This window comes from Pseudomonas sp. Mn2068, from assembly GCF_049319725.1.
GTDB classification, from domain to species: domain Bacteria; phylum Pseudomonadota; class Gammaproteobacteria; order Pseudomonadales; family Pseudomonadaceae; genus Aquipseudomonas; species Aquipseudomonas gingeri.
In genome coordinates this window covers 1-26,749 of record NZ_JBMOUG010000013.1, presented here as the reverse complement: position 1 = coordinate 26,749, position 26,749 = coordinate 1, and the positions used below count along the sequence as shown (strand labels likewise).

Genomic DNA, 26,749 nt, shown 5'->3' with positions numbered 1-26,749 from the left:
AGGGCACCAAGGCCACGTAAACAGACGCTTTGAAAGCAAAAAAGCCACAGGGTTCCGGCCTGCGGCCTGATGCCGGCATTCTACAGACAGCCGGCAAGAATCCGTACAAGCTTCTGAGCCCGTGGGTCCATGAGAACGTACGGTCCAAGGGTATTTGTCACGAAACCGAAGGCGACATCATGCTCTGGATCAGCAAAGCCGATCGAGCCTCCCGCGCCAGGATGCCCGAAGGCCCTGGAGCCCAGGCCGAACGTGGCATTGGCGACGTCCGGTTGATCGAGCATGCACCCCAGGCCGAAACGGGTCTGGGTCAGCAGGGTCTTGTCCATGCCCAGGCTGTGTTCACGGGTCAACTCGTCGAGCATTTCACCTTCCAGCAGGCTGCCATCCAGCAACCCGCTGTAGAAACCCGCCAGACTGCGTGCATTGCCATGGCCGTTGGCCGCCGGCTGTTGCATGCGCCGCCACTCCGGCTTGTTGGTACTGGTCATGATAGACGGCGGGTTGGTGAACGCACGGGTGGTCATCGCCGTGGGCTCGCGCATGGTCACCTGCAGCAGGCGCTGGGCCGCCGCGTCGCCGACATTGCCCTTGCCGCGGGCAATGTGCGCCACCCGATGGAACTCCGCGTCCGGCAGGCCGACATGAAAATCCAGCCCCAGCGGCCGGGCGATACGCGCGGCAATGGATTCACCCGGGCCACGACCGTCGGCACGGCGCAACAGCTCGCCGACCAGCCAACCGTAGGTGATCGCGGCGTAGCCATGACCGTCACCGGGCGTCCACCAGGGCGCTTCGGCGGCCAGGGCATCGACCATCACCTGCCAGTCATAGAGGGCTTCGGGGGCCAGCAGCTCGCGCAATGCCGGCAACCCGGCCTGATGGCAGAGCAAATGGCGCAACGTGATGGTTTCCTTGCCGGCCGCCGCGAACTCGGGCCAGTAGCGGGCCACCGGAGCGTCCAGTTGCAACTTACCCTCCGCCACCAGTTGCAGCGCGGCGACGGCGGTAAAGGTCTTGGTGCAGGAGAACAGGTTGGCGATGGTGTCGCTGTGCCAGGCCTCGGCACCGTCCTTGTCGGCGGTACCGGCCCAGAGATCGACCACGGTTTCCCCGCCGACCTGGATGCACAATGCCGCACCGCGCTCCTGGGGATCGTCGAAGAGCGCCGCGAACGCCTCGCGCACCGCCTCGAATTGAAGCTCGTAATGACCCTGAATCTGCACCCTTGAATTCCCCCGGGCTAACGCCTGACAAAGTGGGGTGCATTGTTCCAGCGATTGCCCGGTTTGGGAACAGACACAGGTCGGACGATTCGTACCATCGCCCTGTAGGAAAAGTGCCTACAGGGCTACCCGGGTATTGTGAATTCGATCAGTGGCCGTTGCCGGAATGCCCGCCGGCATGGCCCGCGCCCGCCCCGCCGGCACTGCCCGAACGGCCCTTGCCGCCACCACCGTCATGATCGATGCCCTTCGCCGCTTTTTGCTGGGCGTCGACCTTGGCCTTCTCGGCCGCCTTGGCCAGCAGTTCGAGGGCCTGCAGGTTGCTCTTGCGCACGCTCTCGACAAAGCCCTGGAACGGCACATCGGTGATACCGACCAGGCCGAAGTGACCGTTTTCACCGTCCAGCAGACGACCGGTAACGGGTTGGTCGAGGTACTGGAACCAATGCACCCCGACGACAGAAGGCTCACTGACCGCCTGCTTGAGGAAGTTTGCGTAGGCCGGGCCACGGTCTTCTTCCTTCGACAGCTCGGTCACGCCGCCCCAGAACGGGCCACGATCCCGCGAGCCGAAGTTGAACTCGGTGATCAGCACCGGCTTGTCCAGCGTGTCCAGTTGACTGAAGTCGTAACCGTCCTGAGGCTGAAGGGTGTAGAAGTTGAAGCTCAGCACATCGCAATATTGTGCACAGGAGGCCACCGCTTCAGGCGTACTGACGGCAAACCGGCCGCCCAGCAGCAAATGATTCGGCGCGTGCCATTTCAACGAATCGGAAATGGTCTTGAAGTAGGTGTCGGCGAAGACCTTCTGGAAATACTTGAGGTCCGCCTCGATTTCCGGGTGTTCCGGGTTCGGCAACGGCGCCTCGAACCCCGGGTCCTCCATCTGCTCCCAGGTCGGGATATCCACGCCCCAGGCTTTCGACAGGCCCTGCTGGTTGCGGTATTTGTCGCGCAGCTGCTTGAGGAACGCACGCTTGGCCGGAACGTCGGTGGTCATGCGCAAGGTGCCGTAGGCCAGCGCATAACGGGATTTCGGATCATCGCCGGGACCGGCCCAGGCCAGTTCGTTGTCGGCGAAGTAGCCCACCAGCCATGGGTCGTCGCGGTGATCCCGGGCGGCGATGGCGACCGCACGCTCGGTCGCCATGGCAAAGCGCGGATCGAACGGGTCGGGCATGCCGCCCCACCAGTCGCTGCCGGTGCTGATGCTGGCGTAATCGCCGACGATCGACAGCGGCAAGGTGTACGGCACGCGATCGTTCAGGCCCACCGCCGGATCGCTCCAGTTGCCGAGGGTGTTGAAACCCCAGGCCTGCAAGCGGTCGAGAGTGTGGGTTTGCCAGCGCTTGGCGTCAAAGCCCTCGGCACACGCCACCTTCGGCTCGCCTTCCTTGGGTTGTGCACAAGGCTGGCCATAGGTGCGCTGCAGGTTGGCCCCATAGAAGTCGAACCATTTCCCATGGTTGAAGCCGCGCCCGGCATTGGAAGCCAGGGCGACACTGTTATCGCCCTTGCCGTAGTAGCCGGCGAGCGGCTCACCGTCCTTGGGCAATTCGCCGAACATCCATTCGCGACCTTCGACATAGGTCTGCTGGTCGCCGGCGCTCACGGTGTTCACGCCGAGGGAATAGAACGGATGACCTTCCGGCGTCACCAGATACCAGCGGCCGTCATGTTTCTCGGTTCGGAAGAAGCCCGTGGCGTCGAAACTCGGACCCTTGGTCCAACCGCCGAACTTGTCCAGGCCACTGCGCTCGCGCTCGGCCAGCCAGCCCTTCAACTGTTGCGCCTCCTTGTTCGAGGCGGCCTTGAGCTGGTCGTCGGAACTGACCTTTTCCGGCCAGCGGGCGCGGCTGGACTGACCGTAGCCGTCCACCAGCGAACTGTAGGCGGCCTTGATCACATCGTCGCCGTTCTGCACGCCAAAACGCTCCAGGAGGATGTTCTGCGCGACTTTCGGCTTGTCCATCGACAAGGTCACCGACACCACTTGCCTGCGATCCAGCTCACCGCTGCTGCTCGCCAGCAGGATCCGCTGACCATCCACGGTCAGCGGCATCGGCGGGCCGGCGCGCATGCCCTGGCTCAGGGGCGAGAACGGCTGCAACGGTACCAGCAGGGTCTGCGCCGGGCCGGCCGGCAGGTCGACGCGACTGGTGAGGGTCTTGCCGTCGTTGCTCTGGATGGTCACGTAGAGGGTCAGGGCCCAGTCCATGGCACTCTGGATCCGCAGGCTCATCACCCCCGACTGCGACCAGTCCCAGGCACCGCTCTGCGGCGTCAGGCGCAGGCTCGGCTGGGCGCTCGGGCTGAAGGTGACACGCCGCAGCACTTCACCTTCGGCGGTCTGTTCGGCATTGGCTTGCGGCAGGTCGGTGCCGTTGGTCACCACCTGCACCACATCGGCCGGACGAACGAAATTGAACAGCGTCTGCTGACCGGCGGGCGCGGCCAGCAGCGGCGCGGCGAACAACAGAGCAAAAACGGCGGGCAGCGTACGGCGAATCATATGAATCATTTTCTCCCTAACGGCCGGTCAAGGGCCTGCGTGGCGCTGGTAAAGCGCCACCCATAGACAACGAAATAGGCGATTTGACCTACATCACACTAAGAAATTTCACGACGGAATGGCGGCAAGGCATTGAGGATAGCCTTGCCGTAGCGCTGGGTGACCAGACGCCGGTCGAGCAAGGTGATGATGCCCCGGTCCTGCTCCGTGCGCAGCAGCCGGCCACAGGCCTGGACCAGCTTGAGCGAGGCGTCCGGCACGGAGATTTCCATGAACGGGTTGCCGCCACGGGCTTCGATCCATTCGGCGAGGGCGGCTTCCACCGGATCGTCCGGCACCGAGAACGGGATCTTGGCGATCACCACGTGTTCGCAGTAGGCACCCGGCAAGTCGACGCCCTCGGCGAAGCTCGCCAGGCCGAACAGCACGCTGGAGTCCCCGCCATCGACCCGCGCCTTGTGCTTGTTGAGGGTTTCCTGCTTGGACAGGTTGCCCTGGATGAACACCTGCTTGCGCCAGTCGCGATCCAGGCCGTCGAACACGTCCTGCATCTGCTTGCGCGAGGAAAACAGCACCAGCGTGCCCTTGGAACCTTCGACCAGCTCCGGCAGGTCACGGATGATCGCCGCCGTGTGGGCCATGGCATCCCGAGGGTCGGCCTTGAGGTCCGGCACCCGCAACACGCCGGCATCGGCGTGGTGGAAAGGACTGGGCACCACCGCCGTCACGGCTTTCTTCGGCAAGCCGGCGCGCATGCGGAAACGGTCGAAGGTGCCGAGGGCGGTCAGGGTCGCCGAGGTCACCAGGGCACCGTAGGCCACATTCCACAGGTTGCGCCGGAGCATTTCCGCCGCCAGGATCGGGCTGGCATTGACCTCGATATCGAACAGCGCACCGCTTTCCGCCAGGCTCAGCCAGCGGGCCATGGGCGGGTTGTCTTCCGGATCCTCGACGGTGAACGCGGTCCACAGCTCCCAGTTGCCCTGGGCCCGGGACAACAGGCTGCCGAACAGCGGGTACCACTCCTCGGCCTGGTTGCTGGTGATCCCGATATTGACCTCACCGTCCATGCCTTCCTTCAGCAGTTCGGTCAGGCGGGTAAAGATGTCATTGAGGCGGGCAAAACCCTTCTTCAACTCGATGCCCATTTCCCGCAGGTGATCCGGGATCAGCCCGCCGACAAAGCGATGGCGCGGCCGCTCGCGGCCTTCCACATCCTCACCGGTCTTGAAGTCGGCCAGTTGCTCGCAGGCGGTGAACATGAACTGCTGGTGGGTCTTGATCTCCCGGGCCAGCTCCGGAACCTGCTCGATCAGCTTGCCCAGGTCACCCGGCAGCGGATGCTGGGCGAGCAGTTTGGTCAGGTTCTTGGCGGTCTGCTCCAGCCAGTCGGCCGTGGAGCGCAGGCGCGTGTAATGGGCGAAGTGGCCGATGGCCTTGTCCGGCAGGTGATGGCCTTCGTCGAACACATACAAGGTGTCGCGCGGGTCCGGCAACACCGCACCACCGCCCAGGGCAAGGTCGGCGAGGACCATGTCATGGTTGGTCACGATCACATCGACCTTGCCCATCCCCTCGCGGGCCTTGTAGAAGGCGCACTGGCCGAAGTTGGGGCAATGGCGGTTGGTGCACTGGCTGTGATCGGTGGTCAGGCGCGCCCAGTCGGCGTCTTCCAGCGCATTCTGCCAACTGTCGCGATCGCCATCCCATTTATTGCCGGCCAGTTTCTCGATCATGCTGGTGAACAGCTTCTGGCTGGCCTCATCCACCTCGATCTTGAAGCCTTCTTCCTCGAACAACTGGGCCGTCGCGGTCTGCGCATGGCCTTCCTGCAACAGCATGTCGAGCTTGGACAGGCACATGTAGCGCCCGCGCCCCTTGGCCAGGGCGAAGCTGAAATTCAGCCCGCTGTTGCGCATCAGGTCGGGCAGGTCCTTGTAGACGATCTGTTCCTGCAGGGCGACGGTGGCCGTGGCGATCACCAGGCGCTTGCCGGCGGCCTTGGCGGTGGGGATCGCCGCCAGGCTGTAGGCCACGGTCTTGCCGGTACCGGTGCCGGCTTCGACGGCAACCACGGCTGGCTCGCCATCGCGGCGGCCTTCATCATCGGTGTCGATATCGCCGAGCACCTTCGCCACTTCTGCGATCATCAGGCGCTGACCGTAGCGGGGTTTCAGGTTCTTGGCTTCGAGGAAACGCGAGTAGGCGCCCTGGATCGTGGTTTTGAGTTCGGTGCTGATCATGAGTCTTCGGGCGCGAAAAACGCTGGATAAATTTTCAGTGGTTCGAATGGCCGCTATCATACCCCGCTAATTCATCCCGCGCCGAACGGAGTACCCGAATGACCGCTTTTGCACTCGTCTATACCCTGCATCTGCTGGCCGCCCTGATCTGGGTCGGCGGCATGTTCTTCGCCTGGATGATCCTGCGTCCGGCGGCAATGGCCGCGCTCGAAGGCCCCGCCCGCCTGAAATTGTGGGTCCAGGTGTTTCAACGCTTCTTCGTTTGGGTCTGGGTGGCGGTGGTGATCCTGCCGATCAGCGGCGTGGGCCTGATCCAGCTGCGTTTCAGCGGGTTCGAGACCGCGCCGCGGTATGTGCAGGTGATGATGGGGCTGTATATCGTGATGCTGGCGCTGTTTCTTCGTATCCAGTCATTGCAACTGCCGGAACTGCGCAAGGCGGTGGAAGCCGAACAGTGGGCCGAAGGCGCCGCCGCGCTGGGGCGGATTCGCCGCCTGGTGGGAATCAATCTGCTGATCGGCCTGGCGCTGGTGGCGATCGTCGCGGCGCGCCCGACCTTCTGAGAACAGCCAACGCCTGATGCTGATCGTTCCCACGCTCTGCCTGGGAACGATCGACTCACCCCTGTGGGAACGGGCTTGCCCGCGAATGGTCGTCGAAGCGGCTCAAAGACGCTGGATGGTCACGCTACCCGGCTCGCCCTGGGGCCCCGGCTGACCCGCCAGGCCCGGACGCCCGGACTTGCCACCGTCGGTCTTGTAGATAAAGCAGCCCTTGGACTTGCCGCCTGCGCCCGGACGTCCCGCCGCACCTGCCGCGCCGCCGGCACCGCCCTCGACCTGGACCTTGATCTGCTCGGCCGGGTAATCCCGCGGCAGTTCGACCCGGACCTGCGCCCCAGGCGCACCCGGACGGCCATCGCCGCCATTGTCACCATCGGCACCGCGACCGGCCTGGCCCCAGGTGCAACCCGGCTCCTCGCCATTGGCGCCGTCGAGCCCGACATAACCCGGAATGCCGGTACCGCCACGGGCATCCACAGACAACAACGGTCCGCTCAGGGCATCGATCCGCAGGTTCAGGTTGCGACCTGGCAGCGGCGCCTTCTGGTAGCTGCCCGGAGCGCCCCGCGCGGTAATCTGGCTGCCGCTGCCAAGATCGGCGCGACCGGCCCTGAGTTCGAAACTCTGTTCGCTGGGCACGATGGCGATGCGCGCCTCGCGCCCCAGGTGCAGTTCGCCCACGCTCAACCGGGTGATACTTGCCGGCACCAGCAGCGTGCCATGGTCGGCCACGTCCAGGCGCTCCAGCTGCAACACACTGGTGTTGCCCGGCAGGCGCACCAGGGAGTTGGCTTCAACGGTCACGACCTGGGCATACGCCAGCGGGCTGCACAGCGCCGCCAATAGACACAAACTACGCATGGCTGACTTCCTCGCGAGCCGGCAACGGCAGGATCTGCAGGTGGAACATACCGAACAGCAGGATCTGCGCCCGGTCACGCCAGGGCTGTGGCCGATCTTGCAGGCTGCCGTTGAACAGCAGTATCTCGAGCAGATGGGTCAGCAACAGCAGGCTCCCGGCCAGATTCACCAATAAACGAAACGGGCTGACCAGCGGATTCACCAGGTTGACCAGCACCACCAGCCAAAACAGCAGCGTCAGGACCTTCCCCAACCCCCAAAGCACCTTCATACGCCCCCCTTGGTACATTATTCTTTGGGCGCACAGTAACGGCTTGCACGGGCAATTTGCCAGTGGGCCCGGAAAATTATTCTCCAGCGGTCGCCTTGCCCGCCAGTTCGACGAAATTCATCGCTCCAGAGCGGTTGTCGAGCCATCGACCGCGCCCCTGCAGCGCGCCTGCGCGACCCGCCTGGAGATTTCCGGAACCGCGCTCTAGGCCGGGCCGTTCGAGCAGGCTAGTCTTTGCAGTTCTGATTGAGGATTTTCGATGACCGAGAGCATTTCTTCGCGCACGCCGCAGCAAGCCCTGGCGGCTCTCCTGGACCGCTATGCACCGCAGAACCTGCTGCTGGTCGGCGCAGGCAGCTTTCCGGCGCTCGAGGCGTTCCAGGCGGCGCACCCGCAGACCCAGGTCGCCCTCGCCGAACCCGGCGCCCTGCCGGCCGACCTGGCGGCACGGCGCTTCGACCTCGCGCTGGTGGTCGATTGCCTCGAACACCTGCCCAAGCGCGCCGGCCGGGAACTGCTGGGCGGCATTCGCAACCTCAACGCCAGTCGCATCGCGGTGTTGGTGGACATGCCGGCCAGTGGCTGGCAGGACAGCGACTTCTTTGCCCTGGCCCTGCAAAGCAGCGAGCGTTTCCAGCGCGACCAGCAGGTACTGACGCTGTTCACCTACGATCTGCGGGAATACAAACAGGTGCCGGACTGGCTCAACGCCAAGTTCTGGGCCAACCCGGAAAACTTCGGCAAGTACTGGTGGTAATCCGATGAGTACATCCATTTGCCCCTGCGGCAGCGGCAACCTGCTGGACGCCTGCTGCGGCCACTACCATGCGGGCCATCCCGCGCCCTGCGCCGAGGCGCTGATGCGCTCGCGCTACAGCGCCTACGTGCTGGGCCTGGTCGATTACCTGGTGGCGACCACGCTGCCCAGCCAGCAGAACGGCCTGGATCGCCAGTCCATTGCCGACTGGAGCGCGCAAAGCACCTGGCTGGGCCTGCAGGTGGAAAGCTCGGAGGTCTTCGGCGGCCAACCCGAGCACGCCTTCGTGACCTTTACCGCGCGCTGGCATGACAACGGCGGCGAACACAGCCATCGCGAGCGCTCATCCTTCGTGCAGAACACGGGCCGCTGGTATTTCATCGACCCGACCGTCCCGCTCAAGGCCGGACGCAATGATGCCTGCCCCTGTGGCAGCGGGCAGAAATACAAGAAGTGCTGTTCGAGCTACCTGCTCAGCTGAGCTTCAGGTGCGACGTATCGGGCACCGCTGCCGCAGGCGGCGCGGGTAGCTGGCCCATGTCGCTGCCCACCGGCGCCACGCTGAACGCCGACAGGTCGAGGACCGGTGCAACGGGCGCCGGCTTGGGGTCCTGCACATCGCTGCCGACCTCGGCGATCGCATAATCCGGCGCATCGACCTCGCTGAAGGCGGCCATATAGGCATCCCGCGGCACTACCCGGGCCCGCCCGATCGGCCCGGGAGCAGCGGTCATCTCGATCTCTTCCATCGGCATCTCGAGCACAGAGACCACCGCACCGGCGCGCTCGATGGTCGCCCGGTACTTCTCGGCGGCGGCGGCATCGAGATTGTTCTTCAGGACCAGGCGGCGCCCGGAAAACAGCAGTTCGATACGCTGGGCATCGGCCTGGAACAGCCGCGCCAGGTTGCTCCTGACCTGCTCGACCGGGGCACCGGGGACCAGTTCGCCGCTGAAGACAATCTCGTAAAGACTCATGACCACACTCCTGTGCGCCGGGCTCGGTTCCGTTGCGCGAATGACCGGCAGTATCGCCCAGGTGGTTTTGCCATCACAACCTGGCAACGCTTGGCCCGCCGGCTTGCTAGACTGAGTTTTCGGCGGGAGGAATGTATGTACTCACGGACACGCTGTACCCTTGGCCAAGTGAAGCTTGACCCAGCGAGGCTTGGCCCGGTGCTGCTTGGCCTGGCAATGCTGCTGGCGCTGTCCGGCTGCGCGTCCTGGCTCGATGCCGGCCCCCGTGACCCCGAAGTGCACCTGGTGCGGGTGGAACTGGTCAAGGCCAAGCTGCTGCAGCAGAAATTCAAGCTGCATTTTCGCGTTGACAACCCCAACGACAACACCCTGACCGTGCGCGGGCTGCGCTATCGGATCTATCTGGACCAGTGGTTGCTCGCCGAAGGTGAGTCCGACGAGTGGCTGACGGTGGAGCCCAACAGCCGGGCGTTTTTCGTCGTGCCGATACGAACCAATCTCTGGCAGCACATGAAGCCCCTGGCCAAGCGCCTGGAAAAACCCGACCAGCCGATCCCCTATCGCCTGGAGGGCGAGCTGAAAACCGGATTATTCATCGGCTATGACGTGCACCTGGAGCGCAAAGGCGAGATAATTCCCGGCGATTTAATTTCGGAGTAGTTCCAGCATGACTCAGCAACCTCACGTCCATGGCCCTGATTGCGATCACGATCATGATCACGCGCACCACGATCACGACCATGGCCACGTTCACGGGCCGAACTGCGGGCACGCTCACCAGGAGCCGGTGCGCAACGCATTGAAGGACGTGGGCCGCAACGACCCTTGCCCTTGCGGCAACGGCAAGAAATTCAAGAAGTGCCACGGCGCCTGAAGCCGCCTGACGCTGCCCGCTACAGGCCAAGGCCGCGGCATTTGCCTGTAGCGCCCCGCTAGTCCTCGCGTCGCTCGAACGCCAGCACCACCTCGAGCCCGCCGCCCTCGCGATTGCGCAGGGTCATCCGGCCGCCATGGGCCGCCGCGATGGTATGGGCGATGCTCAGTCCCAGGCCATAGCCACCGGTCCCGGCATTGCGCGAGCCCTCGACCCGGTAGAACGGCTCCACCACTTGCTCCAGCAGCGCCTCGGGAACCCCCGGGCCACGGTCGCTGATGACGATACGCAGCAACTGCGGCTGGTCTTCCACCCGCACCACCACTTCGCGACCATAACGCACCGCATTCTCCAGCAGGTTCTGCACGCAGCGCTTGAGGCTGCGGGCATAGCCGGGCAACGGCCGCTGCGCCCAGCCCTCGACGCTGACCGGCTCGCCGATATCCTGCAGGTCCGCCTGCAAACTGCGCAGCAGTGCATTGATATCGATGTTCTGCCGCTCCTCGTTGACTTCCCCGCTGCTGACAAAATCCAGGGTGCTGGAGACCATATGCTCCATGTCTTCCAGGTCCGTGCGAAAACGCTCCTTGACCTGATTGTCCTCCAGCAGCTCGGTGCGCAGGCGCAGGCGGGTGATGGGCGAACGCAGGTCGTGGGAGATCGCCGCCAGGAAGCGCGTGCGCTCGGCGATATTGGCGATCAGCCGTTGCTGCATGACATTGAAGGCCTGGGCCGCCCGACGCACCTCGGTCGGCCCGTCCAGCGGCAGTGGCGGGCGCTGGATATCCCGCCCCAGCGCCTCGGCCGCCCTGGCCAGGGCATTCAGGGGGCGAATCGCCAGGCGCACCGCCAGCAACGCGATGATCACCAGCACTACGACTCGCAGCAGGTAGATACGCATCAGGTAATCGAACAGCACATTCACCGGCGAGGTGCTGGTCCAGCCCTGCTCCTCGCTGGCATCGACCATCAGCCAGCGCCCGTCGGGCAGGCGCAGGTCGATCAGGAAATGGCCGACCGCCGGGTTGCTGCCGAACAGGGTCGGCAACCCCGCCACCTGGCCCTGCTGGTCCAGCACGGATAACTGCAACAGGCGCGCGGTCTGGGTATAACCGGTTTTTTCCGAGAGGACCTTGTTCAACAGACGCTCGGTGCCCTGGTCGGCTTCCTCCAGTTCGTCGGGCAGGTCGCTGGCCTGATCACTCAAGGTCAGATGAAAGTTCGGCGAGTCGATCAGGCCGATCAGGGTGTCGACGCGCTGCGGATCGAGATGGGACAGCCGGACGATATTCGCCAGGCGCGTGGCGATCAGCCGGGTGGGAATCTCCAGCACCTGGCTGTGGCGCACGTCGTACCAGATGCTGCTGGTCACGACCTGGGCCGCCAGCATGCCGGTCACCAGGATCAGCACCAGCCGGCCAAAGAGCGAGCGTGGCCATAACCTCACGACTGCGGGTCCACATCGGTGGCGGTCAACATATAGCCTTCATTGCGCACCGTCTTGATCAGGCCCGGCTCCAGTTGCTGGCGCAGGCGGCTGATGCAGACATCGATGGAGCGGTCGAACGGCGTGCTGTCCTTGTCAAACACATGGTTGAGCAGGAAGTCGCGGCTGAGCGGACGGTTGGGGTGCTGCAGCAACAGGCGCAGGACGCGGAAATCCGAGTTGCCCAGGCTGATCACCAGGCCTTGCGGGGACAATACCTGGCGGGCCCGGGTATCGAGCTGCCAACCGGCGAAGCGGATGGTCGGGACATCGTCGATCCGCGCCCGCTCGGGGAAACTCTGGGCGCGGCGCAACACCACCTTGATACGCACCAGCAGCTCACGGGGATCGAACGGCTTGGGCAGGTAATCGTCGGCGCCCAGCTCCAGGCCGAGGATGCGGTCCACCAGGGTGCCGCGGGCGGTCAGCATGATCACCGGGGTATTGGAGGTCACCCGCAGCTCACGACACAGGCTCAGCCCGTCCTCGCCCGGCAGCATCAGGTCGAGGACGATCAGGTCGATGACATTCAGTTCGAGGCGGCGACGCATTTCCTTGCCGTCACAGGCGGTGGAGGTCTGGTAACCGGCGTTGCTCAGGTACTCGGACAGCAACTGACGGATTTCCGGATCGTCATCGACGATCAACAGGTGATCTGGCTTGGTCATGGAAGAAAGTCAGCATCCGAAAAAAAACTAGGAGATAGCCGAAAGCTCGCGGCGTGTCGGAGTGAAATGTAATGGAATGTGTTGAGGCGCGCTTGTATGCGATTCCAATACAAAGCACGCGCCGCCCGGCGAACCCGGCTCTTTAGACTACCGAATCTAAATAAGATTGATTTCAATTTAGCATAGGTTGTCGCGCATGCCATCGTTGTCCCAGTCCTCCCCTTCACGCCTGCAACCCCTGGCCCTGCCGCGTACGCTGGCCCCCGTTTTCGGCCTGATGGCCATGGGCGCGCTGAGTCCCCAGGCACTGGCCCAGGAGACCGAGGCCCAGGGTACGCTGACCCTGCCCGACCTGAAGGTCGAAGGTGACTACAGCTCGCCCTTCAAGGTCGACCGGGCGAGTTCGGCCAAGCTCAGCCAGCCGCTGCTCGATACCCCGCAAAGCGTCACCATCGTGCCGCAGCAGGTGCTCAAGGAACAGAACGCCCAGACCCTGCAGGAAGTGTTGCGTAACGTGCCGGGGATCACCTTCATGTCCGGCGAGGGCAACCTCGGCTGGGGCGACCTGTTCTCGATCCGCGGTTTTTCCTCGGAGCAGAGCCTGACCGTGGACGGCGTGCGCGATGCCGGCATGTCGACCCGCACCGACACCTTCAACCTGCAGCAGGCCGAGGTGTTCAAGGGCACCGGGGCCATCGAGTCCGGGGTCTCGGCGGTGGGCGGCAGCGTCAACCTGGTCAGCAAGGAGGCCCACCTGGGCGATGCGAACAAGGTTTCGGCCGGGGTCGGCAGCGACAACTACCGACGCCTGACCGCCGATATCAACCATGAGCTGAACGATACCAGCGCCTTGCGCATCAACCTGATGCGCCACTACAACGCCGTGGCCGACCGCGACGATGTCGACTACGACCGCTGGGGTATCGCCACCTCGCTGGGCCTGGGTCTGGGCACCCAGACCCGGGTATTCGTCGACCTGTTCTACCAGAAGGACAACAACACCCCGGACACCGGCCTGCCGATCCAGCGCGGGACCAACGGCGATACCATGCCGGGCGTGAAGCGCTCCAACTGGTACGGCGATTCGAGCCTGTACACCCAGCAGACCGAAACCACTTCGCTGACCGCCCGCCTCGAGCACGACTTCGACAACGATGCCAGGCTCAAGAACCAGATCCGCTGGGAACGCACCGACAACTTTGGCGTACTGTCGCCGGCACGTTTCTTCGCCGCCAACGCCAACGGCCAGAAAACCTGCACCGGCCCCCGTTGCGCGACCTTGGGCTACACCGGGGTCGGTCCGATCAGCCAGGTCCCGGGCTCGACCGTCAATGCCTATCCCGGCTATACCAACAACGGCAACACCGCCTACGGCATCCTGCGGGGTGACGACTTCGGCCAATCGAAGCGCTATACCATCCTCGACAACCAGACCGACTTCAGTTTCGGCTTCAACACCGGCAGCTTCTCCCATGCCGCGGTCAGCGGCATCGAGCTCTACCATGAGACCTACGGCGGCCTGAAGCGCAACGCCGAAGTCCCCACCGGCGACATGCTGTTCAACATGGCCGACCCGCAGCACGACTTCGCCAGCACCTGGGTGACCAAGGGCGAAGGCGATCCGCGCTCGATCATCGACAACGCCGGGGTCTATTTCGGCGATACCGTCACCCTGACCGAGCAATGGCAGGTCCTCGGCTCGCTGCGTTACGACAACTGGCGCGCCCAGACCACCCAGCGCGGCCAGGCCGATATCAAGAGCGACGACGGCGCCCTGAGCGGGCGCGCCGGCGTGGTCTACAAGCCACTGCCCAATGGCAGCATCTATGCCTCCTACAGCGAGGCCGCGGAGCCTTCGGCGGTCGGTGCCTCGACCAACAACCAGATCTACGGCGCCTCGACCACCAGCAACTACACGCCGGCCAAGTCGAAGACCTACGAGGTCGGCACCAAGTGGGATATCGCCCATGACCAGTTGAATGTCACGGCGGCGATCTTCCGTACCGAACTGGAAAACTCCTGGGAGTACCAGGACGGCGAAACCGCGCCGGTACGGGCCTTGCCGGCCAAGCGGGTCGACGGCGTGGAACTCGGCCTGCAGGGCAATATCACCCCGCGCTGGACCGCCTACAGCGGCTTCTCCGCCCTCAAGAGCGTGCAGACCAAGGGCGCCAACAAGGGCGCCGAGGCCAAGAACGTCCCGGACCTGACCGCCAACCTGTGGACCACCTATGCCGTGACCGACGCCCTCAGCCTGAGCTACGGCGCCAACTATGTCGGACGCCGGCGCTACAGCGACAACGAGTACGTCGGTGGCCTGAACAACAACAGCAGCTACGCCAACGGTCCATCGGGGGTCAACGCGATCTACGTCAAGGACAACGAGAAGGCCCCCGGCTACTGGCTGCACAACCTGGCGGCGCAGTACCAGTTCAACCCGCAGACCCGGGTCAACCTGAACCTCAACAACGTCTTCAACACCTTCTACTACAGCCAGATCGGCGCCTCCCTCGACGGCTTCCAGCTGTACGGGATTCCGGGGGCGGGGCGCACGCTCACGGCCAGTGTCGACTATGAGTTCTGAGCCGGCATGCTGATCGAGATTCCCGCCCTGTTCAGCCCCGCCGAGGCCCGCGAGATGGTCGCGGCGCTGCTGGCCGAGCCCTGGATCGACGGCAAGGCCACCGCCGGGCTCGGCTCCGCAAGGGTCAAGCACAACCGGCAGTTGCCGGAAGACTCGGCCCTGGGCATCCGCCTCGGTGAACGCATCCTCGGCCGGCTCTCGGACAACGCGCTGTTCATGTCCGCCGCCCTGCCGAAGAAGATCTACCCGCCGTTGTTCAATCGCTACAGCGACGGCGAGTCGTTCGGCCTGCATGTCGACAACGCCATCCGCGGCCTCAAGGGCGTGCGTGAGCGGGTCCGCACCGACCTCTCCGCGACCCTGTTCCTCGCCGACCCGGCCAGCTACGACGGCGGCGAGCTGGTGATCCGCGACACCTTCGGCGAACACCCGGTCAAGCTGCCCGCCGGACACCTGGTGCTCTACCCCGGCAGCAGCCTGCACAGGATCAACCCGGTCAGCCGTGGCGAACGGATCGCCGGGTTCTTCTGGATCGAGAGCCTGGTCCGCGAAGACAGCCAGCGCAGCCTGTTGCTGGACATGGATGTGGCGATCCAGCGCCTGAGCGCACGACACGCCGACGAAGAATCCCTGCTGCAACTGAGCGGCGCCTACCACAACCTGCTGCGGCGCTGGAGTGACGTCTGATGCGCCGCCTGCCTTTCCCGGAGATATCGTGATGATCAAACCCCGTGCACTGCTGCGCCTGAGTGCCCTGTTCACCGTGTTGCTGCTTGGCCCCGTCGCGGCGGCCTCGGCCCATGAAGTCACCGACGTGCTCGGCCGCAAGGTCGATGTACCGGAGCATGTCCAGCGCGTGGTGCTGGGTGAAGGCCGGCTGATTTCCGCCTTCGCCCTGCTCGACCGCGAGGCGCCGTTCCAGCGCATCGTCGGCTGGCAGAACGACCTGCGCCTGCTCGACCCGCACACCTACGCGGCGTACGCGGCCAAATTCCCGAAGGTCAAGGACATCCCGCTGATCGGCCAGGCCTCGGAGCAGAGCGTCAGCGCCGAAGAGATTCTCAGCCTGAAGCCGGACCTGGCGGTATTCAGCATCTCCGGCCACGGCCCGACCGAACACAGCCCGGTGGCCGATGTGCTGGCCAAGGCCGGCATCGCGGTTCTGTTCGTCGACTTCCGGATCAATCCGATCAAGGGCACCCACGACAGCCTCGACGCCCTGGGCCAGGCCCTCGGCCGCGAGCCACAGGCCAAGGCCTACCTGGATTTCTATGACCGGCACCTGAAGACGATCACCGACAAGGTCGGCAACCTGCCGGACAGCCAGCGGCCGAAAGTCTTCCTCGAACTGCTGGCCGGGGCCTGGCAGGCACCGGGACACACCACCGGCAAGAGCGGCATGGGTGAGGTGATCCGAACCGTCGGCGGGGTCAATATCGCCGAAGGCGTGGTGCCGGGTGCGCTGGGGGATATCAGTGCCGAATATGCGCTCAAGGCCGATCCGGACCTGTATGTCGCCACCGGCAACCACAAGCCGGGGCTGATCCTCGGTGCCGAGGTCAGCCAGGCCGAGGCGCGCGAAGCCTTCGACGGCGTGCTCGCCCGTCCCGAGTTCAAGAACCTGCGGGCGATCCGCGCGGGCAATGCCCACGGCCTGTGGCATGACTTCTACAACTCGCCCTACAACCTGCTGGCCATCGAAGCCCTGGCCAAGTGGATCCATCCACAGCTGTTCGCCCAGTTGAATCCGCAGGACACCATGGACGCCATGAACCGGCAGTTCCTCGATACGCCGCTCAAGGGCGCGTACTGGATCGACGCCCCAACCCATCAGTGAGGAAAGGGCGCCAAGCCTTCCCTTTGCAGGAGCCGGCAAGCCGGCTCCCACGGGAGAGTGCGACAAGCCTGCATGACGATGAGTACATCCCTGAGTGCTTCTCCCCTGGACCTGGCAAGCGCCAGCCAGGGTTATCGCCGCCTGTTGCTGCGCCGCCTGTGGCTGTTGGTGCTGTTGGGCGGCGCCTTGCTTTGCGCGATCCTGGTCGACCTGGCCAGCGGCCCGTCCGGCATGGGTCTGCCGGCCCTGCTCGACGGCCTGCTGCATCCAGCCCACCTGAGTCTGACCGACCAGGTGATCATCTGGAACGTGCGCCTGCCCTACACCCTGATGGCCGTGCTGGTGGGCTGCGCGTTGTCCCTGGCCGGCGCGGAAATGCAGGCGATCCTCAACAACCCGCTGGCCAGCCCGTTCACCCTGGGCGTGTCTTCCGCCGCGGCCCTCGGCGCCTCGCTGGTGATCGTGTTTCCGATCTCCAGCGCCTGGCTGTCGAACAACGCGGCGATTTCGCTGTCGGCCTTTGTCTTCGCCGCCGCCTCGGTGTTTCTCCTGCAAGCCATGTCGCGACTGCGCGGCGCCGGGGTGGAAAGCCTGGTGCTGTTCGGTATCGCCCTGGTGTTCAGTTGCAACGCGGTGGTGGCGCTGCTGCAACTGGTCGCCACCGAGGACGTGCTGCAACAACTGGTGTTCTGGACCCTGGGCAGCGTGACCCGGGCCAACTGGGACAAGCTGGGCATCCTCGCGCTGGTGATAATCGTGGTCATGCCCTTCTCCTTTGCCGCCGCGCCACGCATGACCCTGCTGCGCATGGGTGAGGATCGCGCTATGAGCTTCGGTGTCGATGTGAAGCGCCTGCGTTTCGCCTCGCTGCTGCGCATCAGCCTGCTGTCGGCGACGGCGGTGGCGTTTGTCGGCACCATCGGCTTTATCGGCCTGGTGGGTCCGCATATCGCGCGGATCCTGGTGGGCGAAGACCAGCGTTTCCTGCTGCCCGCCAGCGCCCTGGTCGGCGCCTTGCTGCTGTCGCTGTCGTCGATTGCCAGCAAACTGATCATGCCCGGGGTGATAGTGCCGGTGGGGATTGTCACGGCACTGGTCGGCGTACCGATCTTCGTGCTGCTGGTGTTCAAGCGCGGGAGGCAGCTATGAGCGAGCAGGAACACGGCCTGCGGGTCGAGCATGCGCTGATCGGCTACGGGCGGCGCCAGGTGGTGCGCGACCTGAGTCTGCCGATGCTGCAACCCGGCACCCTGACGGCCCTGATCGGCCCCAACGGCGCCGGCAAGTCGACCCTGTTGCGCGGGATCGCCGGCCTGGAAAAGATGAGCGGCGCCGTGCGCCTGCAAGGTGAGGACCTGACCCGCCTGTCGGTCGCCGAACGGGCGCGTCGGGTGACCTACATGCCGCAGAACCTGCCGCCCGGCCTGAGCCTGAGCGTGCTGGAAAGCGTGATCGCCGCCCTGCGCGTCGGCCCGCTGTCCAGCGCCGAATGCCTGGACGAAGCGTTCAAGGCCCTGCAGCGCATCGGCATCACCCATCTGGCGGACCAATGGTTGAGCACCTTGTCCGGCGGCCAGCGCCAGTTGGTGAGCCTGGCGCAGTTGATCGCCCGGCGACCGAAGGTAATGCTGCTGGACGAACCCACCAGCGCCCTGGATCTCAACTACCAGTTGAAAGTCATGGCCTGCGTGCAGTCGCTGGTGCGCGAACACCGGTTGATCGCCGTGGTGGTGCTGCACGATATCAACCTCGCCGCGCGTTATGCCGACAACCTCGCGGTGCTGCGCCAGGGACAACTGTTCGCCAGCGGCGCCCCCGGGGATATTCTCGATACCCGCCTGTTCGCCGAGGTGTATGGCGTGCGGGCAAGAATCGAGCGGTGCTCGCGGGACACCCTGCAAGTCCTGGTGGACGAAGCCGTCGGCTAGCCGTTCACAACAACTCGCCGCTGGACACCACGGTCGCGTACTCGCCATGCAGGTTGCCCAGGGACATGGCGTGTACCTCCCGGGCCCTGCGCGGTTGGCCGAAGAAGTCGGCTTTGTCGAAGGTGTAGCAGGCATCTTCGACCACCCAGGTGGCAAACCCCAGGTTGCCGGCGGTGCGCGCCGTCGCCTCCACGGAGTTGTGGGTGGCGACGCCGACGATGACCAACTGGTCGATGCCCGCCTCTTGCAGACGGATCTGCAGGCCGGTGGCGCAAAAGGCATCCGGCACCTCCTTCTGCACCAGCCACTCCCCCGCCAACGGTCGAAACCGCTCCTGGAACTCCACCCCGGACTGTCCCGGCCAGAACACCGACTCCGGCGAGCGGGACAGATGCTGCACATGGATCACCGGGCGAGCGTTGGCGCGCCAGTGGTGCAGCAACCCGGCGATACGATCTTCGGCCTGCGGATTGTTCCGTGGCCCGAGTCGCGGCTGAAGAATGCCCTGCTGCTGATCGATGACGATCAATGCCGCGCGGTCCCCGATAGCCATCATCCCCTGTGCCCTCGTTATCTGTCCTGGAGACTCGCAGTTGAGCACCAAGAGCGTTCATCGGACAAGTCATCGGGCGTAAAACACTCCGGATTGCGCAAAACCCGAAAATAAGCGCAGCCCCCGTCTTGCGCGGCTTCCTCCTGCTCACTAACGTAGCGCCTTTACTGACGCTACCCCCGCAGGAGCCTTGCCATGGCCTCGCCAGCCTTTCCCCCTTTTCTTCACAAATGTGGCGTTGCCGCCGCCGTGGCAGGCCTGCTCGGCCTGGGCGGCTGCCAGGCCTGGAACACCCAGGACAGCCTGCCGCCGACCTCCGGCGTGCAACCGCTCAAGGGACTGGCGCAGAACGTGTCGGTGCGGCGCAATGCCGTCGGCATACCGTTGATCGAAAGCAACACCTTCCATGACGCGCTGTTCACCCTCGGCTACGTCCACGCCAGCGACCGTATCACCCAGATGGTCACCCTGCGCCTGCTGGCCCAGGGTCGCCTCGCGGAGATGAACGGTGCCGATGCCCTGGATACCGACCGGTTCATGCGCGCGGTCAACCTGAAGAAAAGTGCCGGCGAGCTGTACAACGCTGCGTCGCCGCGGCTCAAGCGTTTCTTCGAAGTCTATGCGCGGGGCGTCAACGCCTACCTGTTCCGCTACCGCGACAAGCTGCCGGCGGATCTGGCCCAGAGCGGCTATACGCCCGAATACTGGAAGCCGGAAGATTCCGCGCTGATTTTCTGCCTGCTGAATTTCCAGCTCTCGGCCAACCTGCCGGAAGAGATCTCGTCGCTGCTGATCGCGCAGAAGGTCGGTATCGACAAGCTCGCCTGGCTGACCCCGACCGCGCCGGACGAACCCCTGCCCCAGGCTGATGCGGACAAGCTCAAGGGCGTGGCCCTGAGCCAGATTGCCGGGCTGGGCGCCGTCGGCAAGGCTGCCGGACAAGTGGCGGCACTCAACGGCTTCGGCGCCGGCACTTCGACCAACTGGGCCATCGGCCCGCAACGCAGCCGCAGCGGCAAAAGCCTGCTGGCCGCCGACCTGCAACAACCGACCAGCGCCCCCGCGGCCTGGAACTACGTGCAGATCCGCGCGCCGAAATACCAGGCCGCCGGCGCCTCGATTGCCGGCCTGCCGGCGATCCTTTCCGGCTTCAACGGCAAGGTGGCCTGGAGCATGGCCGCGGTACTCGGCGACAACCAGGACCTGTTCCTGGAAAAACTCAAGCGCCAGGGCAATGCGCTCTACTACGAAGCCGACGGCAAATGGCTGCCGGCCATCGTGCGCAACGAAACCTTCTTTATCAAAGGCCAGCGCTCGATCCGCGAAACCGTCTTCGAGACCCGCCACGGGCCCCTGCTCAACAGTGCCCTGGGCGATACACCGCTGGCCAACGGTTATGGCCTGGCATTGCAGACCCCATCGCTCAAGGACGACAAGAGCCTCGATGCGTTCTTCGACCTGTCCCGGGCACAGACCACCGAGAAAGCCTCGGACGCCAGCCGCGAGATCCGCGCCATCGCCCTGAACATGATCTTCGCCGACGCCAGCAATATCGGCTGGCAGGTCACCGGTCGCTACCCGAACCGGCGCGAAGGCGAAGGGCTGTTCCCGTCGCCGGGCTGGGACAGCCGCTTCGACTGGGACGGCTATGCCGACGCGATGCTCCACCCCTACGACCAGGACCCGCAGCAGGGCTGGCTGGGCACGGCGAACCAGCGCACGGCGGCCAAGGGCTACGGCATGCAACTGTCCAACTCCTGGTATTACCCGGAGCGTGGCGAACGCCTGGCGGAACTGGCCGGCTCCGGCAAGCAGGACACCCGCAGCGTCATCGCGATGCAGTACGACCAGAGCACCACCTTCGCCAACAAGCTGAAGAAGATGTTCGAGGCCCCGGGCATGGCCCAGCCGCTCAAGCAGGCCATCGATGCGCTGCCCGAAGTCGAGCGCGGCAAGGCTCGGGAAGCCTTCAGCCGCCTGATGGCGTTCGACGGCAAGCTCAGTCCGACTTCGGCCGATGCCGCGCTGTATGAGCTGTTCCTGCAGGAAAGCCTGAAACAGATCTTCCTCGACAAGCTCGGCCCGGAAAACGGACCGGTGTGGCAGGCATTTATCGCCAATGGCCGGCTCTCCTACTCGGCCCAGGCCGATCACCTGCTGGGGCGCGAAGACAGCCCGTTCTGGGATGACAGCCGCACCCCACAGAAAGAAGACAAGCCGGCCATCCTGGCGCGCAGCCTGGCGGCGGCGATCACGGCCGGCGACAGCCAGCTGGGGGCCGACCACAAGGCCTGGCAATGGGGCAAGCTGCACCGTTATGAGTGGAAGAACGCCAGCGGCCAGGTAATCCGTGGTCCGATCCAGGCCGGTGGCGACCATACCACCCTGAACACTGCGGCCTACCTGTGGGGCGGTTCGAATTTCGATACCACCCTGGCGCCGGCGCTACGACTGATCGTCGACTTCGGCCAGATCGAGCCGATGATGGGCCAGCAAAGCCCCGGCCAGTCCGGTAACCCGGCCAGCCCGTACTATGCCAATGGCATCGATGGCTGGTTGAAGGCGCAATATGTCAGCTTCCCCATGCAGCCGCAGAACCTCGACAAGGCCTACGGCACTACACGCCTGACGCTGACGCCGGGCAAATAATCCCGGCATGATCGTTCCCGCGCGCAGCAAAGGCATGCAATCAGTAACGCTGCGCGTCACGACAGCGGACGCAGAGCGTCCGGAGAGGCGTTCCCACCCAGAGCGTGGGAACGATCTTTCATAGCGTTATCGCACCAATATGGCGCACTTGTTTTTTGCTGCCCGATTTCGGGCATGATTAGCTGGCTCGTAGCCATATTCCTGCCTTTTAAAACGCTCGTTCGGGACTCTGGTTCGGAAATTGCTACTTTTACCGAGTCATACGCGTTCCAGTAACAGTACTTAGTGCGCCACAAGCGCTCATCTTGGTTTTTAGGGATTGAATAATGAAAAAAGCATTGCTGACCCTTTCTGCACTGGCTCTCTGCATGGCCGCCGGCGTCGCCACGGCCAAGGAATACAAGGAACTGCGCTTTGGCGTGGACCCGTCCTACGCGCCGTTCGAATCCAAGGCCGCCGACGGCAGCCTGGTCGGCTTCGACATCGACCTGGGCAATGCCATCTGCGCCGAGCTGAAGGTCAAGTGCAAATGGGTCGAAAGTGACTTCGACGGCATGATCCCCGGCCTCAACGCCAACAAATTCGATGGCGTGATCTCGTCGATGACCGTGACCGAAGCCCGCCAGAAGGCCATCGACTTCTCCAGCGAGCTGTTCTCCGGCCCGACGTCCCTGGTGTTCAAAAAGGGTGCGGGCTACTCCACGCCTGAGTCCCTCAAGGGCAAATCCGTGGGTTACGAGCAAGGCACCATCCAGGAAGCCTACGCCAAGGCCGTGCTGGACAAGGCTGGCGTGACCACCAAGGCCTACGCCAACCAGGACCAGGTCTATGCCGACCTGACCTCCGGTCGCCTCGACGCCTCGGTACAGGACATGCTCCAGGCCGAGCTGGGCTTCCTGAAGTCGCCGGCCGGTGCCGACTACGAAGTCAGCAAGGCAATCGACGATCCGCTGCTGCCGGCAAAAACCGCGATCGGTATCAAAAAAGGTAACAAAGACCTCAAGGCACTGCTGGATAAAGGTATCGAAGCGTTACACAAGGACGGCAAGTACGCCGAAATCCAGAAAAAACACTTTGGCGATCTGAACCTGTATAGCGGGAAATAATCCCCTGGGCGCCCCCTCGACGGGGGCGCTTTCTTGACAGCCAAAGGCATCTGTTCATGTTCGACAACCTCCTGCAAACCCTGGGGCTTTCCGCCTTCAGCCTGAGGGGCTTCGGCCCGATCCTGCTGGATGGCACCTGGATGACCATCAAATTATCGATACTGTCGCTGCTGGTGAGCGTCCTGCTCGGCCTGCTCGGCGCCAGTGCCAAACTCTCCAGCATCTCCCTGCTGCGGATTCCGGCCCAGCTCTACACCACGCTGATTCGCGGGGTGCCCGATCTGGTGCTGATGCTGCTGATTTTCTACAGCCTGCAAACCTGGCTCTCCACCCTGACGGACGCCATGGAGTGGGAATACATCGAAATCGACCCGTTCGCCGCCGGGGTCATCACCCTGGGCTTCATCTACGGCGCGTATTTCACCGAAACCTTTCGCGGGGCGATTCTCGCCGTGCCGCGCGGTCAGCTCGAAGCCGCCACCGCCTATGGCCTGACCCGCGCCCAGCGTTTCCGCTTCGTGACCTTCCCGCAGATGATGCGCTTCGCCCTGCCGGGCATCGGCAACAACTGGATGGTGATCCTCAAGGCCACCGCGCTGGTCTCGATCATCGGCCTCGCCGACCTGGTCAAGGCCGCCCAGGATGCCGGCAAGAGCACCTATCAACTGTTCTATTTCCTGGTACTCGCCGCCTTGATCTATCTGCTTATCACCAGTGCCTCGAACTATGTCCTGCGCTGGCTTGAACGGCGTTATGCCGCCGGTGCCCGGGAGGCCGTACGATGATCGAACTCCTCGAACAATACTGGCGTCCGTTCCTCTACAGCGACGGCCAGCACATCACCGGCCTGGCGATGACCCTGTGGCTGCTCAGCGCCTCGATCTTCATCGGCTTCCTCGTATCGATCCCGCTGTCCATCGCCCGCGTCTCGCCCAAGCGCCGTATCCGCTGGCCGGTGGAGTTCTATACCTACCTGTTCCGGGGCACGCCGCTGTATATCCAGCTGCTGATCTGCTACACCGGGATCTACAGCCTGGAAGCGGTGCGCAACCAGCCGCTGCTCAATTCGTTCTTCCGCGACGCGATGAACTGCACCATCCTCGCCTTCGCCCTGAACACCTGCGCCTACACCACGGAGATCTTCGCCGGGGCGATCCGCAGCATGAACCATGGTGAAGTCGAAGCGGCCAAGGCCTACGGTCTCAGCGGCTGGAAGCTCTATGCCTACGTGATCATGCCATCAGCCCTGCGTCGCTCGCTGCCGTACTACAGCAACGAAGTGATCCTGATGCTGCACTCCACCACCGTGGCCTTTACCGCGACCATCCCGGATATCCTGAAGATCGCCCGGGACGCCAACTCGGCGACCTACATGACCTTCCAGTCGTTCGGCATCGCCGCGGTGATCTACCTGGCGATCACCTTCACCCTGGTCGGCCTGTTCCGGCTGGCCGAGCGCCGCTGGCTGGCCTTCCTCGGCCCGGCTCACTAGGACTCCCGCGCATGCGTCATGTCACTCACGATCTGCTGGCCCCCGTACCGGGCACCGCCCGCCAGATCCATAGCTTTCACTTCGGTCCGGAACAGGCCGGGCGCAAGGTCTATGTCCAGTCGTCCCTGCATGCCGACGAACTGCCCGGCATGCTGGTGGCCTGGCATCTGAAGCAGCGCCTGGGCGAACTGGAACGGGACGGCCGCCTGCGCGGCGAAATCGTGCTGGTGCCGGTAGCCAACCCTGTCGGCCTGGAACAGGTGCTGATGGATGTGCCCCTGGGTCGCTACGAGCTGGAAAGCGGGCAGAACTTCAACCGCTGGTTCATCGACCTCAGCGACGAGATCGGCAATCAGCTGGAAACCCTGCTCAACGATGACCCGCAGCACAACCTGCGGCTGATTCGCCAACTGCTCAAGGCCGCATTGGCGGCCGAAGTGCCGGCCACCCAGCTGCAATCCCAGCGCCTGGCCCTGCAGCGCATCGCCTGCGATGCCGACATGGTGCTCGACCTGCATTGCGACTTCGAAGCCGTGGCCCACCTGTACACCACGCCCGAAGCCTGGCCGCAGGTGGAACCGCTGGCACGCTACATCGGTTCCGAAGCCAGCCTGCTGGCGACCGACTCGGGCGGCCAGTCGTTCGACGAATGCTTCACCCTGCTCTGGTGGGACTTGCAGCAACGCTTCGGCGATCGCTTCGCCATCCCCCAGGGCAGCTTCTCGGTGACCGTCGAGCTGCGCGGCCAGGGCGATGTCAATCACCCGCTGGCGGGCCTCGACTGCCAGGCGATAATCGACTACCTGACCCACTTCGGCATCATCGAGGGCGATGTCGCGCCCCTGCCGGAGTTGCCGTACCCGGCCACGCCGCTGGCCGGCGTGGAGCCGGTCGCCACCCCCGTGGGCGGACTGCTGGTGTTCAGCGCCCTGCCGGGGCAATACCTGGAGGCCGGGCAACTGATCGCCGAGGTCATCGACCCGATCAGCGACCGCGTCACCCCCATTCATTGCAGCACCGCGGGCCTGCTCTACGCCCGCTCGCTGCGCCGCATGGCGACCGCCGGTATGGTCGTCGCCCATGTTGCCGGCCGCGAGGCCTATCGCAGCGGCTATCTACTTTCTCCTTGAGGTGCCCATGTACAAACTGACCATTGAAGGCCTGCACAAGAGCTATGGCGAACACCAGGTGCTCAAGGGCGTTTCGCTGAAGGCCAAGACCGGTGACGTGATCAGCCTGATCGGTGCCAGCGGCTCGGGAAAGAGTACCTTCCTGCGCTGCATCAACTTCCTGGAAACGCCCAATGACGGTGCCATGAGCCTCGACGGCCAGGTGATCCGCATGGTCAACGACAAGCACGGTATGCGCGTGGCCGACGACGCCGAGCTGCAGCGCCTGCGCACCCGCCTGGCGATGGTGTTCCAGCACTTCAACCTGTGGAGCCACATGAGCGTGCTGGAAAACATCACCATGGCCCCGCGCCGGGTGCTGGGTGTCAGCAAGAAGGACGCCGAGGAGCGCGCCCGCCGCTATCTGGACAAGGTCGGCCTGCCGGCCCGGGTTGCCGACCAGTACCCGGCGTTTCTCTCCGGCGGTCAGCAGCAGCGCGTGGCGATTGCCCGCGCATTGGCCATGGAACCGGAAGTGATGCTGTTCGACGAGCCGACCTCGGCCCTCGATCCGGAACTGGTGGGCGAAGTGCTGAAGGTGATCCAGGGCCTGGCCGAAGAAGGCCGGACCATGATCATGGTCACCCACGAAATGAGCTTTGCGCGCAAGGTCTCGAGCCAGGTGCTGTTCCTGCACCAGGGCCTGGTGGAAGAACAGGGCGCGCCGGACGATGTGCTGGGCAATCCGCAAAGCGAGCGGCTGCGCCAGTTCCTCAGCGGCAACCTGAAGTAACCCCTCGCCCCTGAGAGGTCACTGTGGGAGCTGGCTCGTCAGGACATCGCATCGCAGCGAAAGCGGCGGCGCGGCTTGCCTCGTCATCGCCAGCAAGCCGGCTCCCACAAGGTCCCAGGCTTGGCGATAGTCCGTGGGAAGACCCCGCACTGTAGGAGCCGGCTTGCTGGCGATCCGCCGCAGGCGGCCATTCCACAAAAACGCTCGCGAACATGCAAGCGCTCTCACCCGCAAACCGGCCCCCACCAAAGCACAGCCCT

25 protein-coding genes are annotated in these 26,749 nt (G+C 64.3%); 16 read left to right on the top strand and 9 right to left on the bottom strand.

Features of this window, described 5'->3' with window-relative positions; translation table 11 throughout:
* Positions 1–80 precede the first annotated feature (80 nt).
* The 3 genes from ACL9RJ_RS24525 to dinG all read right to left on the bottom strand — a co-directional run bounded on the left by ACL9RJ_RS24525 (position 81) and on the right by dinG (position 5,981).
* Entirely contained in the window at positions 81–1,226 is a 1,146-nt protein-coding gene (locus tag ACL9RJ_RS24525) for a serine hydrolase (RefSeq protein WP_177084416.1), read from the bottom strand.
* Positions 1,227–1,374: 148 nt separating this feature from the next.
* Positions 1,375–3,738, bottom strand: coding sequence for a beta-galactosidase (locus tag ACL9RJ_RS24520; RefSeq protein WP_177084414.1), 2,364 nt, complete (start codon positions 3,736–3,738; stop codon positions 1,375–1,377).
* Positions 3,739–3,836: 98 nt separating this feature from the next.
* Positions 3,837–5,981 (bottom strand): ATP-dependent DNA helicase DinG, encoded by a 2,145-nt coding sequence (dinG, locus tag ACL9RJ_RS24515; protein WP_422765770.1) that lies wholly within the window; start codon positions 5,979–5,981, stop codon positions 3,837–3,839.
* A 98-nt stretch (positions 5,982–6,079) separates the two neighbouring features.
* Between dinG and ACL9RJ_RS24510 the strand changes: the two genes are divergently transcribed.
* Complete coding sequence (locus ACL9RJ_RS24510; protein ID WP_017126273.1) at positions 6,080–6,544, top strand: CopD family protein; 465 nt, start codon at positions 6,080–6,082, stop codon at positions 6,542–6,544.
* A 102-nt stretch (positions 6,545–6,646) separates the two neighbouring features.
* Here ACL9RJ_RS24510 and ACL9RJ_RS24505 read toward each other — a convergent pair whose 3' ends face one another.
* Together ACL9RJ_RS24505 and ACL9RJ_RS24500 are read right to left on the bottom strand one after the other, a co-directional pair.
* On the bottom strand, positions 6,647–7,405 hold the full coding sequence (locus ACL9RJ_RS24505; protein ID WP_042935319.1) for a hypothetical protein: 759 nt from the start codon (positions 7,403–7,405) through the stop codon (positions 6,647–6,649).
* Positions 7,398–7,676 carry a DUF1145 domain-containing protein gene (locus ACL9RJ_RS24500; protein ID WP_017126275.1) on the bottom strand — a complete coding sequence of 93 codons (279 nt, stop codon included), beginning with the start codon at positions 7,674–7,676 and terminating at the stop codon, positions 7,398–7,400. Before ACL9RJ_RS24500 ends, ACL9RJ_RS24505 begins: the two co-directional genes overlap by 8 nt.
* 259 nt (positions 7,677–7,935) lie before the next feature.
* Between ACL9RJ_RS24500 and ACL9RJ_RS24495 the strand changes: the two genes are divergently transcribed.
* Positions 7,936–8,433, top strand: coding sequence for a DUF6231 family protein (locus tag ACL9RJ_RS24495; RefSeq protein ID WP_017126276.1), 498 nt, complete (start codon positions 7,936–7,938; stop codon positions 8,431–8,433).
* Between the two features lie 4 nt (positions 8,434–8,437).
* Entirely contained in the window at positions 8,438–8,914 is a 477-nt protein-coding gene (locus ACL9RJ_RS24490; protein WP_017126277.1) for a YchJ family protein, read from the top strand.
* On the opposite strand, the gene ACL9RJ_RS24485 is transcribed toward ACL9RJ_RS24490, so the two are convergent.
* Complete coding sequence (locus ACL9RJ_RS24485; protein ID WP_178989943.1) at positions 8,907–9,410, bottom strand: hypothetical protein; 504 nt, start codon at positions 9,408–9,410, stop codon at positions 8,907–8,909. The genes ACL9RJ_RS24490 and ACL9RJ_RS24485 overlap by 8 nt on opposite strands.
* 216 nt (positions 9,411–9,626) lie before the next feature.
* Here ACL9RJ_RS24485 and ACL9RJ_RS24480 point away from each other — a divergent pair, with 216 nt between their 5' ends.
* Entirely contained in the window at positions 9,627–10,070 is a 444-nt protein-coding gene (locus ACL9RJ_RS24480) for an LEA type 2 family protein (RefSeq protein ID WP_017126279.1), read from the top strand.
* Positions 10,071–10,077: 7 nt separating this feature from the next.
* Entirely contained in the window at positions 10,078–10,284 is a 207-nt protein-coding gene (locus tag ACL9RJ_RS24475) for an SEC-C metal-binding domain-containing protein (protein ID WP_083875319.1), read from the top strand.
* Positions 10,285–10,342: 58 nt separating this feature from the next.
* Here ACL9RJ_RS24475 and ACL9RJ_RS24470 read toward each other — a convergent pair whose 3' ends face one another.
* On the bottom strand, positions 10,343–11,731 hold the full coding sequence (locus tag ACL9RJ_RS24470; RefSeq protein WP_177084410.1) for an ATP-binding protein: 1,389 nt from the start codon (positions 11,729–11,731) through the stop codon (positions 10,343–10,345).
* Positions 11,728–12,438, bottom strand: a complete 711-nt coding sequence (locus ACL9RJ_RS24465) for a response regulator (protein ID WP_017126282.1) — start codon at positions 12,436–12,438, stop codon at positions 11,728–11,730. Before ACL9RJ_RS24465 ends, ACL9RJ_RS24470 begins: the two co-directional genes overlap by 4 nt.
* 196 nt (positions 12,439–12,634) lie before the next feature.
* Between ACL9RJ_RS24465 and ACL9RJ_RS24460 the strand changes: the two genes are divergently transcribed.
* The 5 genes from ACL9RJ_RS24460 to ACL9RJ_RS24440 all read left to right on the top strand — a co-directional run bounded on the left by ACL9RJ_RS24460 (position 12,635) and on the right by ACL9RJ_RS24440 (position 18,787).
* Positions 12,635–15,022: a TonB-dependent receptor gene (locus ACL9RJ_RS24460; protein WP_017126283.1), complete on the top strand. Its 2,388-nt coding sequence runs from the start codon at positions 12,635–12,637 to the stop codon at positions 15,020–15,022.
* Positions 15,023–15,028: 6 nt separating this feature from the next.
* The gene (locus tag ACL9RJ_RS24455; RefSeq protein ID WP_017126284.1) at positions 15,029–15,709 is read left to right on the top strand and encodes a Fe2+-dependent dioxygenase; all 681 of its coding nucleotides are present in this window, start codon (positions 15,029–15,031) and stop codon (positions 15,707–15,709) included.
* 31 nt (positions 15,710–15,740) lie between these two features.
* The gene (locus ACL9RJ_RS24450; protein ID WP_017126285.1) at positions 15,741–16,859 is read left to right on the top strand and encodes an ABC transporter substrate-binding protein; all 1,119 of its coding nucleotides are present in this window, start codon (positions 15,741–15,743) and stop codon (positions 16,857–16,859) included.
* 78 nt (positions 16,860–16,937) lie between these two features.
* A complete protein-coding gene (locus tag ACL9RJ_RS24445) occupies positions 16,938–18,008 on the top strand; it encodes a FecCD family ABC transporter permease (RefSeq protein WP_017126286.1) in 1,071 nt (356 codons plus the stop codon).
* Positions 18,005–18,787 (top strand): ABC transporter ATP-binding protein, encoded by a 783-nt coding sequence (locus ACL9RJ_RS24440; RefSeq protein WP_017126287.1) that lies wholly within the window; start codon positions 18,005–18,007, stop codon positions 18,785–18,787. Before ACL9RJ_RS24445 ends, ACL9RJ_RS24440 begins: the two co-directional genes overlap by 4 nt.
* A gap of 4 nt (positions 18,788–18,791) precedes the next feature.
* On the opposite strand, the gene ACL9RJ_RS24435 is transcribed toward ACL9RJ_RS24440, so the two are convergent.
* Entirely contained in the window at positions 18,792–19,340 is a 549-nt protein-coding gene (locus ACL9RJ_RS24435) for a cysteine hydrolase family protein (protein ID WP_042935379.1), read from the bottom strand.
* A 195-nt stretch (positions 19,341–19,535) separates the two neighbouring features.
* Here ACL9RJ_RS24435 and ACL9RJ_RS24430 point away from each other — a divergent pair, with 195 nt between their 5' ends.
* The 6 genes from ACL9RJ_RS24430 (at position 19,536) to ACL9RJ_RS24405 (ending at position 26,489) form a co-directional block, all read left to right on the top strand.
* On the top strand, positions 19,536–21,989 hold the full coding sequence (locus ACL9RJ_RS24430) for a penicillin acylase family protein (RefSeq protein WP_017126289.1): 2,454 nt from the start codon (positions 19,536–19,538) through the stop codon (positions 21,987–21,989).
* 326 nt (positions 21,990–22,315) lie between these two features.
* The gene (locus tag ACL9RJ_RS24425) at positions 22,316–23,095 is read left to right on the top strand and encodes a transporter substrate-binding domain-containing protein (protein ID WP_177106698.1); all 780 of its coding nucleotides are present in this window, start codon (positions 22,316–22,318) and stop codon (positions 23,093–23,095) included.
* Between the two features lie 56 nt (positions 23,096–23,151).
* Complete coding sequence (locus ACL9RJ_RS24420; RefSeq protein WP_017126291.1) at positions 23,152–23,880, top strand: ABC transporter permease; 729 nt, start codon at positions 23,152–23,154, stop codon at positions 23,878–23,880.
* Positions 23,877–24,587, top strand: a complete 711-nt coding sequence (locus tag ACL9RJ_RS24415; protein WP_017126292.1) for an ABC transporter permease — start codon at positions 23,877–23,879, stop codon at positions 24,585–24,587. The genes ACL9RJ_RS24420 and ACL9RJ_RS24415 overlap by 4 nt, the downstream gene beginning before the upstream one ends.
* 11 nt (positions 24,588–24,598) lie before the next feature.
* Entirely contained in the window at positions 24,599–25,717 is a 1,119-nt protein-coding gene (locus tag ACL9RJ_RS24410) for a succinylglutamate desuccinylase/aspartoacylase family protein (protein WP_177084400.1), read from the top strand.
* Between the two features lie 7 nt (positions 25,718–25,724).
* Positions 25,725–26,489, top strand: coding sequence for an ABC transporter ATP-binding protein (locus ACL9RJ_RS24405; RefSeq protein WP_017126294.1), 765 nt, complete (start codon positions 25,725–25,727; stop codon positions 26,487–26,489).
* Positions 26,490–26,749 lie beyond the last annotated feature (260 nt).

What these genes read in the sequence shown, in the direction of transcription:
- ACL9RJ_RS24425 (WP_177106698.1), top strand. Translation starts at nt 22,316, where the DNA reads ATGAAAAAAGCATTGCTGACCCTTTCTGCACTGGCTCTCTGCATGGCC.
- ACL9RJ_RS24435 (WP_042935379.1), bottom strand. Translation starts at nt 19,340, where the DNA reads ATGGCTATCGGGGACCGCGCGGCATTGATCGTCATCGATCAGCAGCAG.
- ACL9RJ_RS24475 (WP_083875319.1), top strand. Translation starts at nt 10,078, where the DNA reads ATGACTCAGCAACCTCACGTCCATGGCCCTGATTGCGATCACGATCAT.
- ACL9RJ_RS24460 (WP_017126283.1), top strand. Translation starts at nt 12,635, where the DNA reads ATGCCATCGTTGTCCCAGTCCTCCCCTTCACGCCTGCAACCCCTGGCC.
- ACL9RJ_RS24510 (WP_017126273.1), top strand. Translation starts at nt 6,080, where the DNA reads ATGACCGCTTTTGCACTCGTCTATACCCTGCATCTGCTGGCCGCCCTG.
- ACL9RJ_RS24445 (WP_017126286.1), top strand. Translation starts at nt 16,938, where the DNA reads ATGAGTACATCCCTGAGTGCTTCTCCCCTGGACCTGGCAAGCGCCAGC.
- ACL9RJ_RS24490 (WP_017126277.1), top strand. Translation starts at nt 8,438, where the DNA reads ATGAGTACATCCATTTGCCCCTGCGGCAGCGGCAACCTGCTGGACGCC.
- ACL9RJ_RS24505 (WP_042935319.1), bottom strand. Translation starts at nt 7,405, where the DNA reads ATGCGTAGTTTGTGTCTATTGGCGGCGCTGTGCAGCCCGCTGGCGTAT.
- ACL9RJ_RS24420 (WP_017126291.1), top strand. Translation starts at nt 23,152, where the DNA reads ATGTTCGACAACCTCCTGCAAACCCTGGGGCTTTCCGCCTTCAGCCTG.
- ACL9RJ_RS24480 (WP_017126279.1), top strand. Translation starts at nt 9,627, where the DNA reads ATGCTGCTGGCGCTGTCCGGCTGCGCGTCCTGGCTCGATGCCGGCCCC.
- ACL9RJ_RS24500 (WP_017126275.1), bottom strand. Translation starts at nt 7,676, where the DNA reads ATGAAGGTGCTTTGGGGGTTGGGGAAGGTCCTGACGCTGCTGTTTTGG.
- ACL9RJ_RS24495 (WP_017126276.1), top strand. Translation starts at nt 7,936, where the DNA reads ATGACCGAGAGCATTTCTTCGCGCACGCCGCAGCAAGCCCTGGCGGCT.
- ACL9RJ_RS24520 (WP_177084414.1), bottom strand. Translation starts at nt 3,738, where the DNA reads ATGATTCGCCGTACGCTGCCCGCCGTTTTTGCTCTGTTGTTCGCCGCG.
- ACL9RJ_RS24430 (WP_017126289.1), top strand. Translation starts at nt 19,536, where the DNA reads ATGGCCTCGCCAGCCTTTCCCCCTTTTCTTCACAAATGTGGCGTTGCC.
- ACL9RJ_RS24455 (WP_017126284.1), top strand. Translation starts at nt 15,029, where the DNA reads ATGCTGATCGAGATTCCCGCCCTGTTCAGCCCCGCCGAGGCCCGCGAG.
- ACL9RJ_RS24410 (WP_177084400.1), top strand. Translation starts at nt 24,599, where the DNA reads ATGCGTCATGTCACTCACGATCTGCTGGCCCCCGTACCGGGCACCGCC.
- dinG (WP_422765770.1), bottom strand. Translation starts at nt 5,981, where the DNA reads ATGATCAGCACCGAACTCAAAACCACGATCCAGGGCGCCTACTCGCGT.
- ACL9RJ_RS24450 (WP_017126285.1), top strand. Translation starts at nt 15,741, where the DNA reads ATGATCAAACCCCGTGCACTGCTGCGCCTGAGTGCCCTGTTCACCGTG.
- ACL9RJ_RS24440 (WP_017126287.1), top strand. Translation starts at nt 18,005, where the DNA reads ATGAGCGAGCAGGAACACGGCCTGCGGGTCGAGCATGCGCTGATCGGC.
- ACL9RJ_RS24415 (WP_017126292.1), top strand. Translation starts at nt 23,877, where the DNA reads ATGATCGAACTCCTCGAACAATACTGGCGTCCGTTCCTCTACAGCGAC.
- ACL9RJ_RS24485 (WP_178989943.1), bottom strand. Translation starts at nt 9,410, where the DNA reads ATGAGTCTTTACGAGATTGTCTTCAGCGGCGAACTGGTCCCCGGTGCC.
- ACL9RJ_RS24405 (WP_017126294.1), top strand. Translation starts at nt 25,725, where the DNA reads ATGTACAAACTGACCATTGAAGGCCTGCACAAGAGCTATGGCGAACAC.
- ACL9RJ_RS24465 (WP_017126282.1), bottom strand. Translation starts at nt 12,438, where the DNA reads ATGACCAAGCCAGATCACCTGTTGATCGTCGATGACGATCCGGAAATC.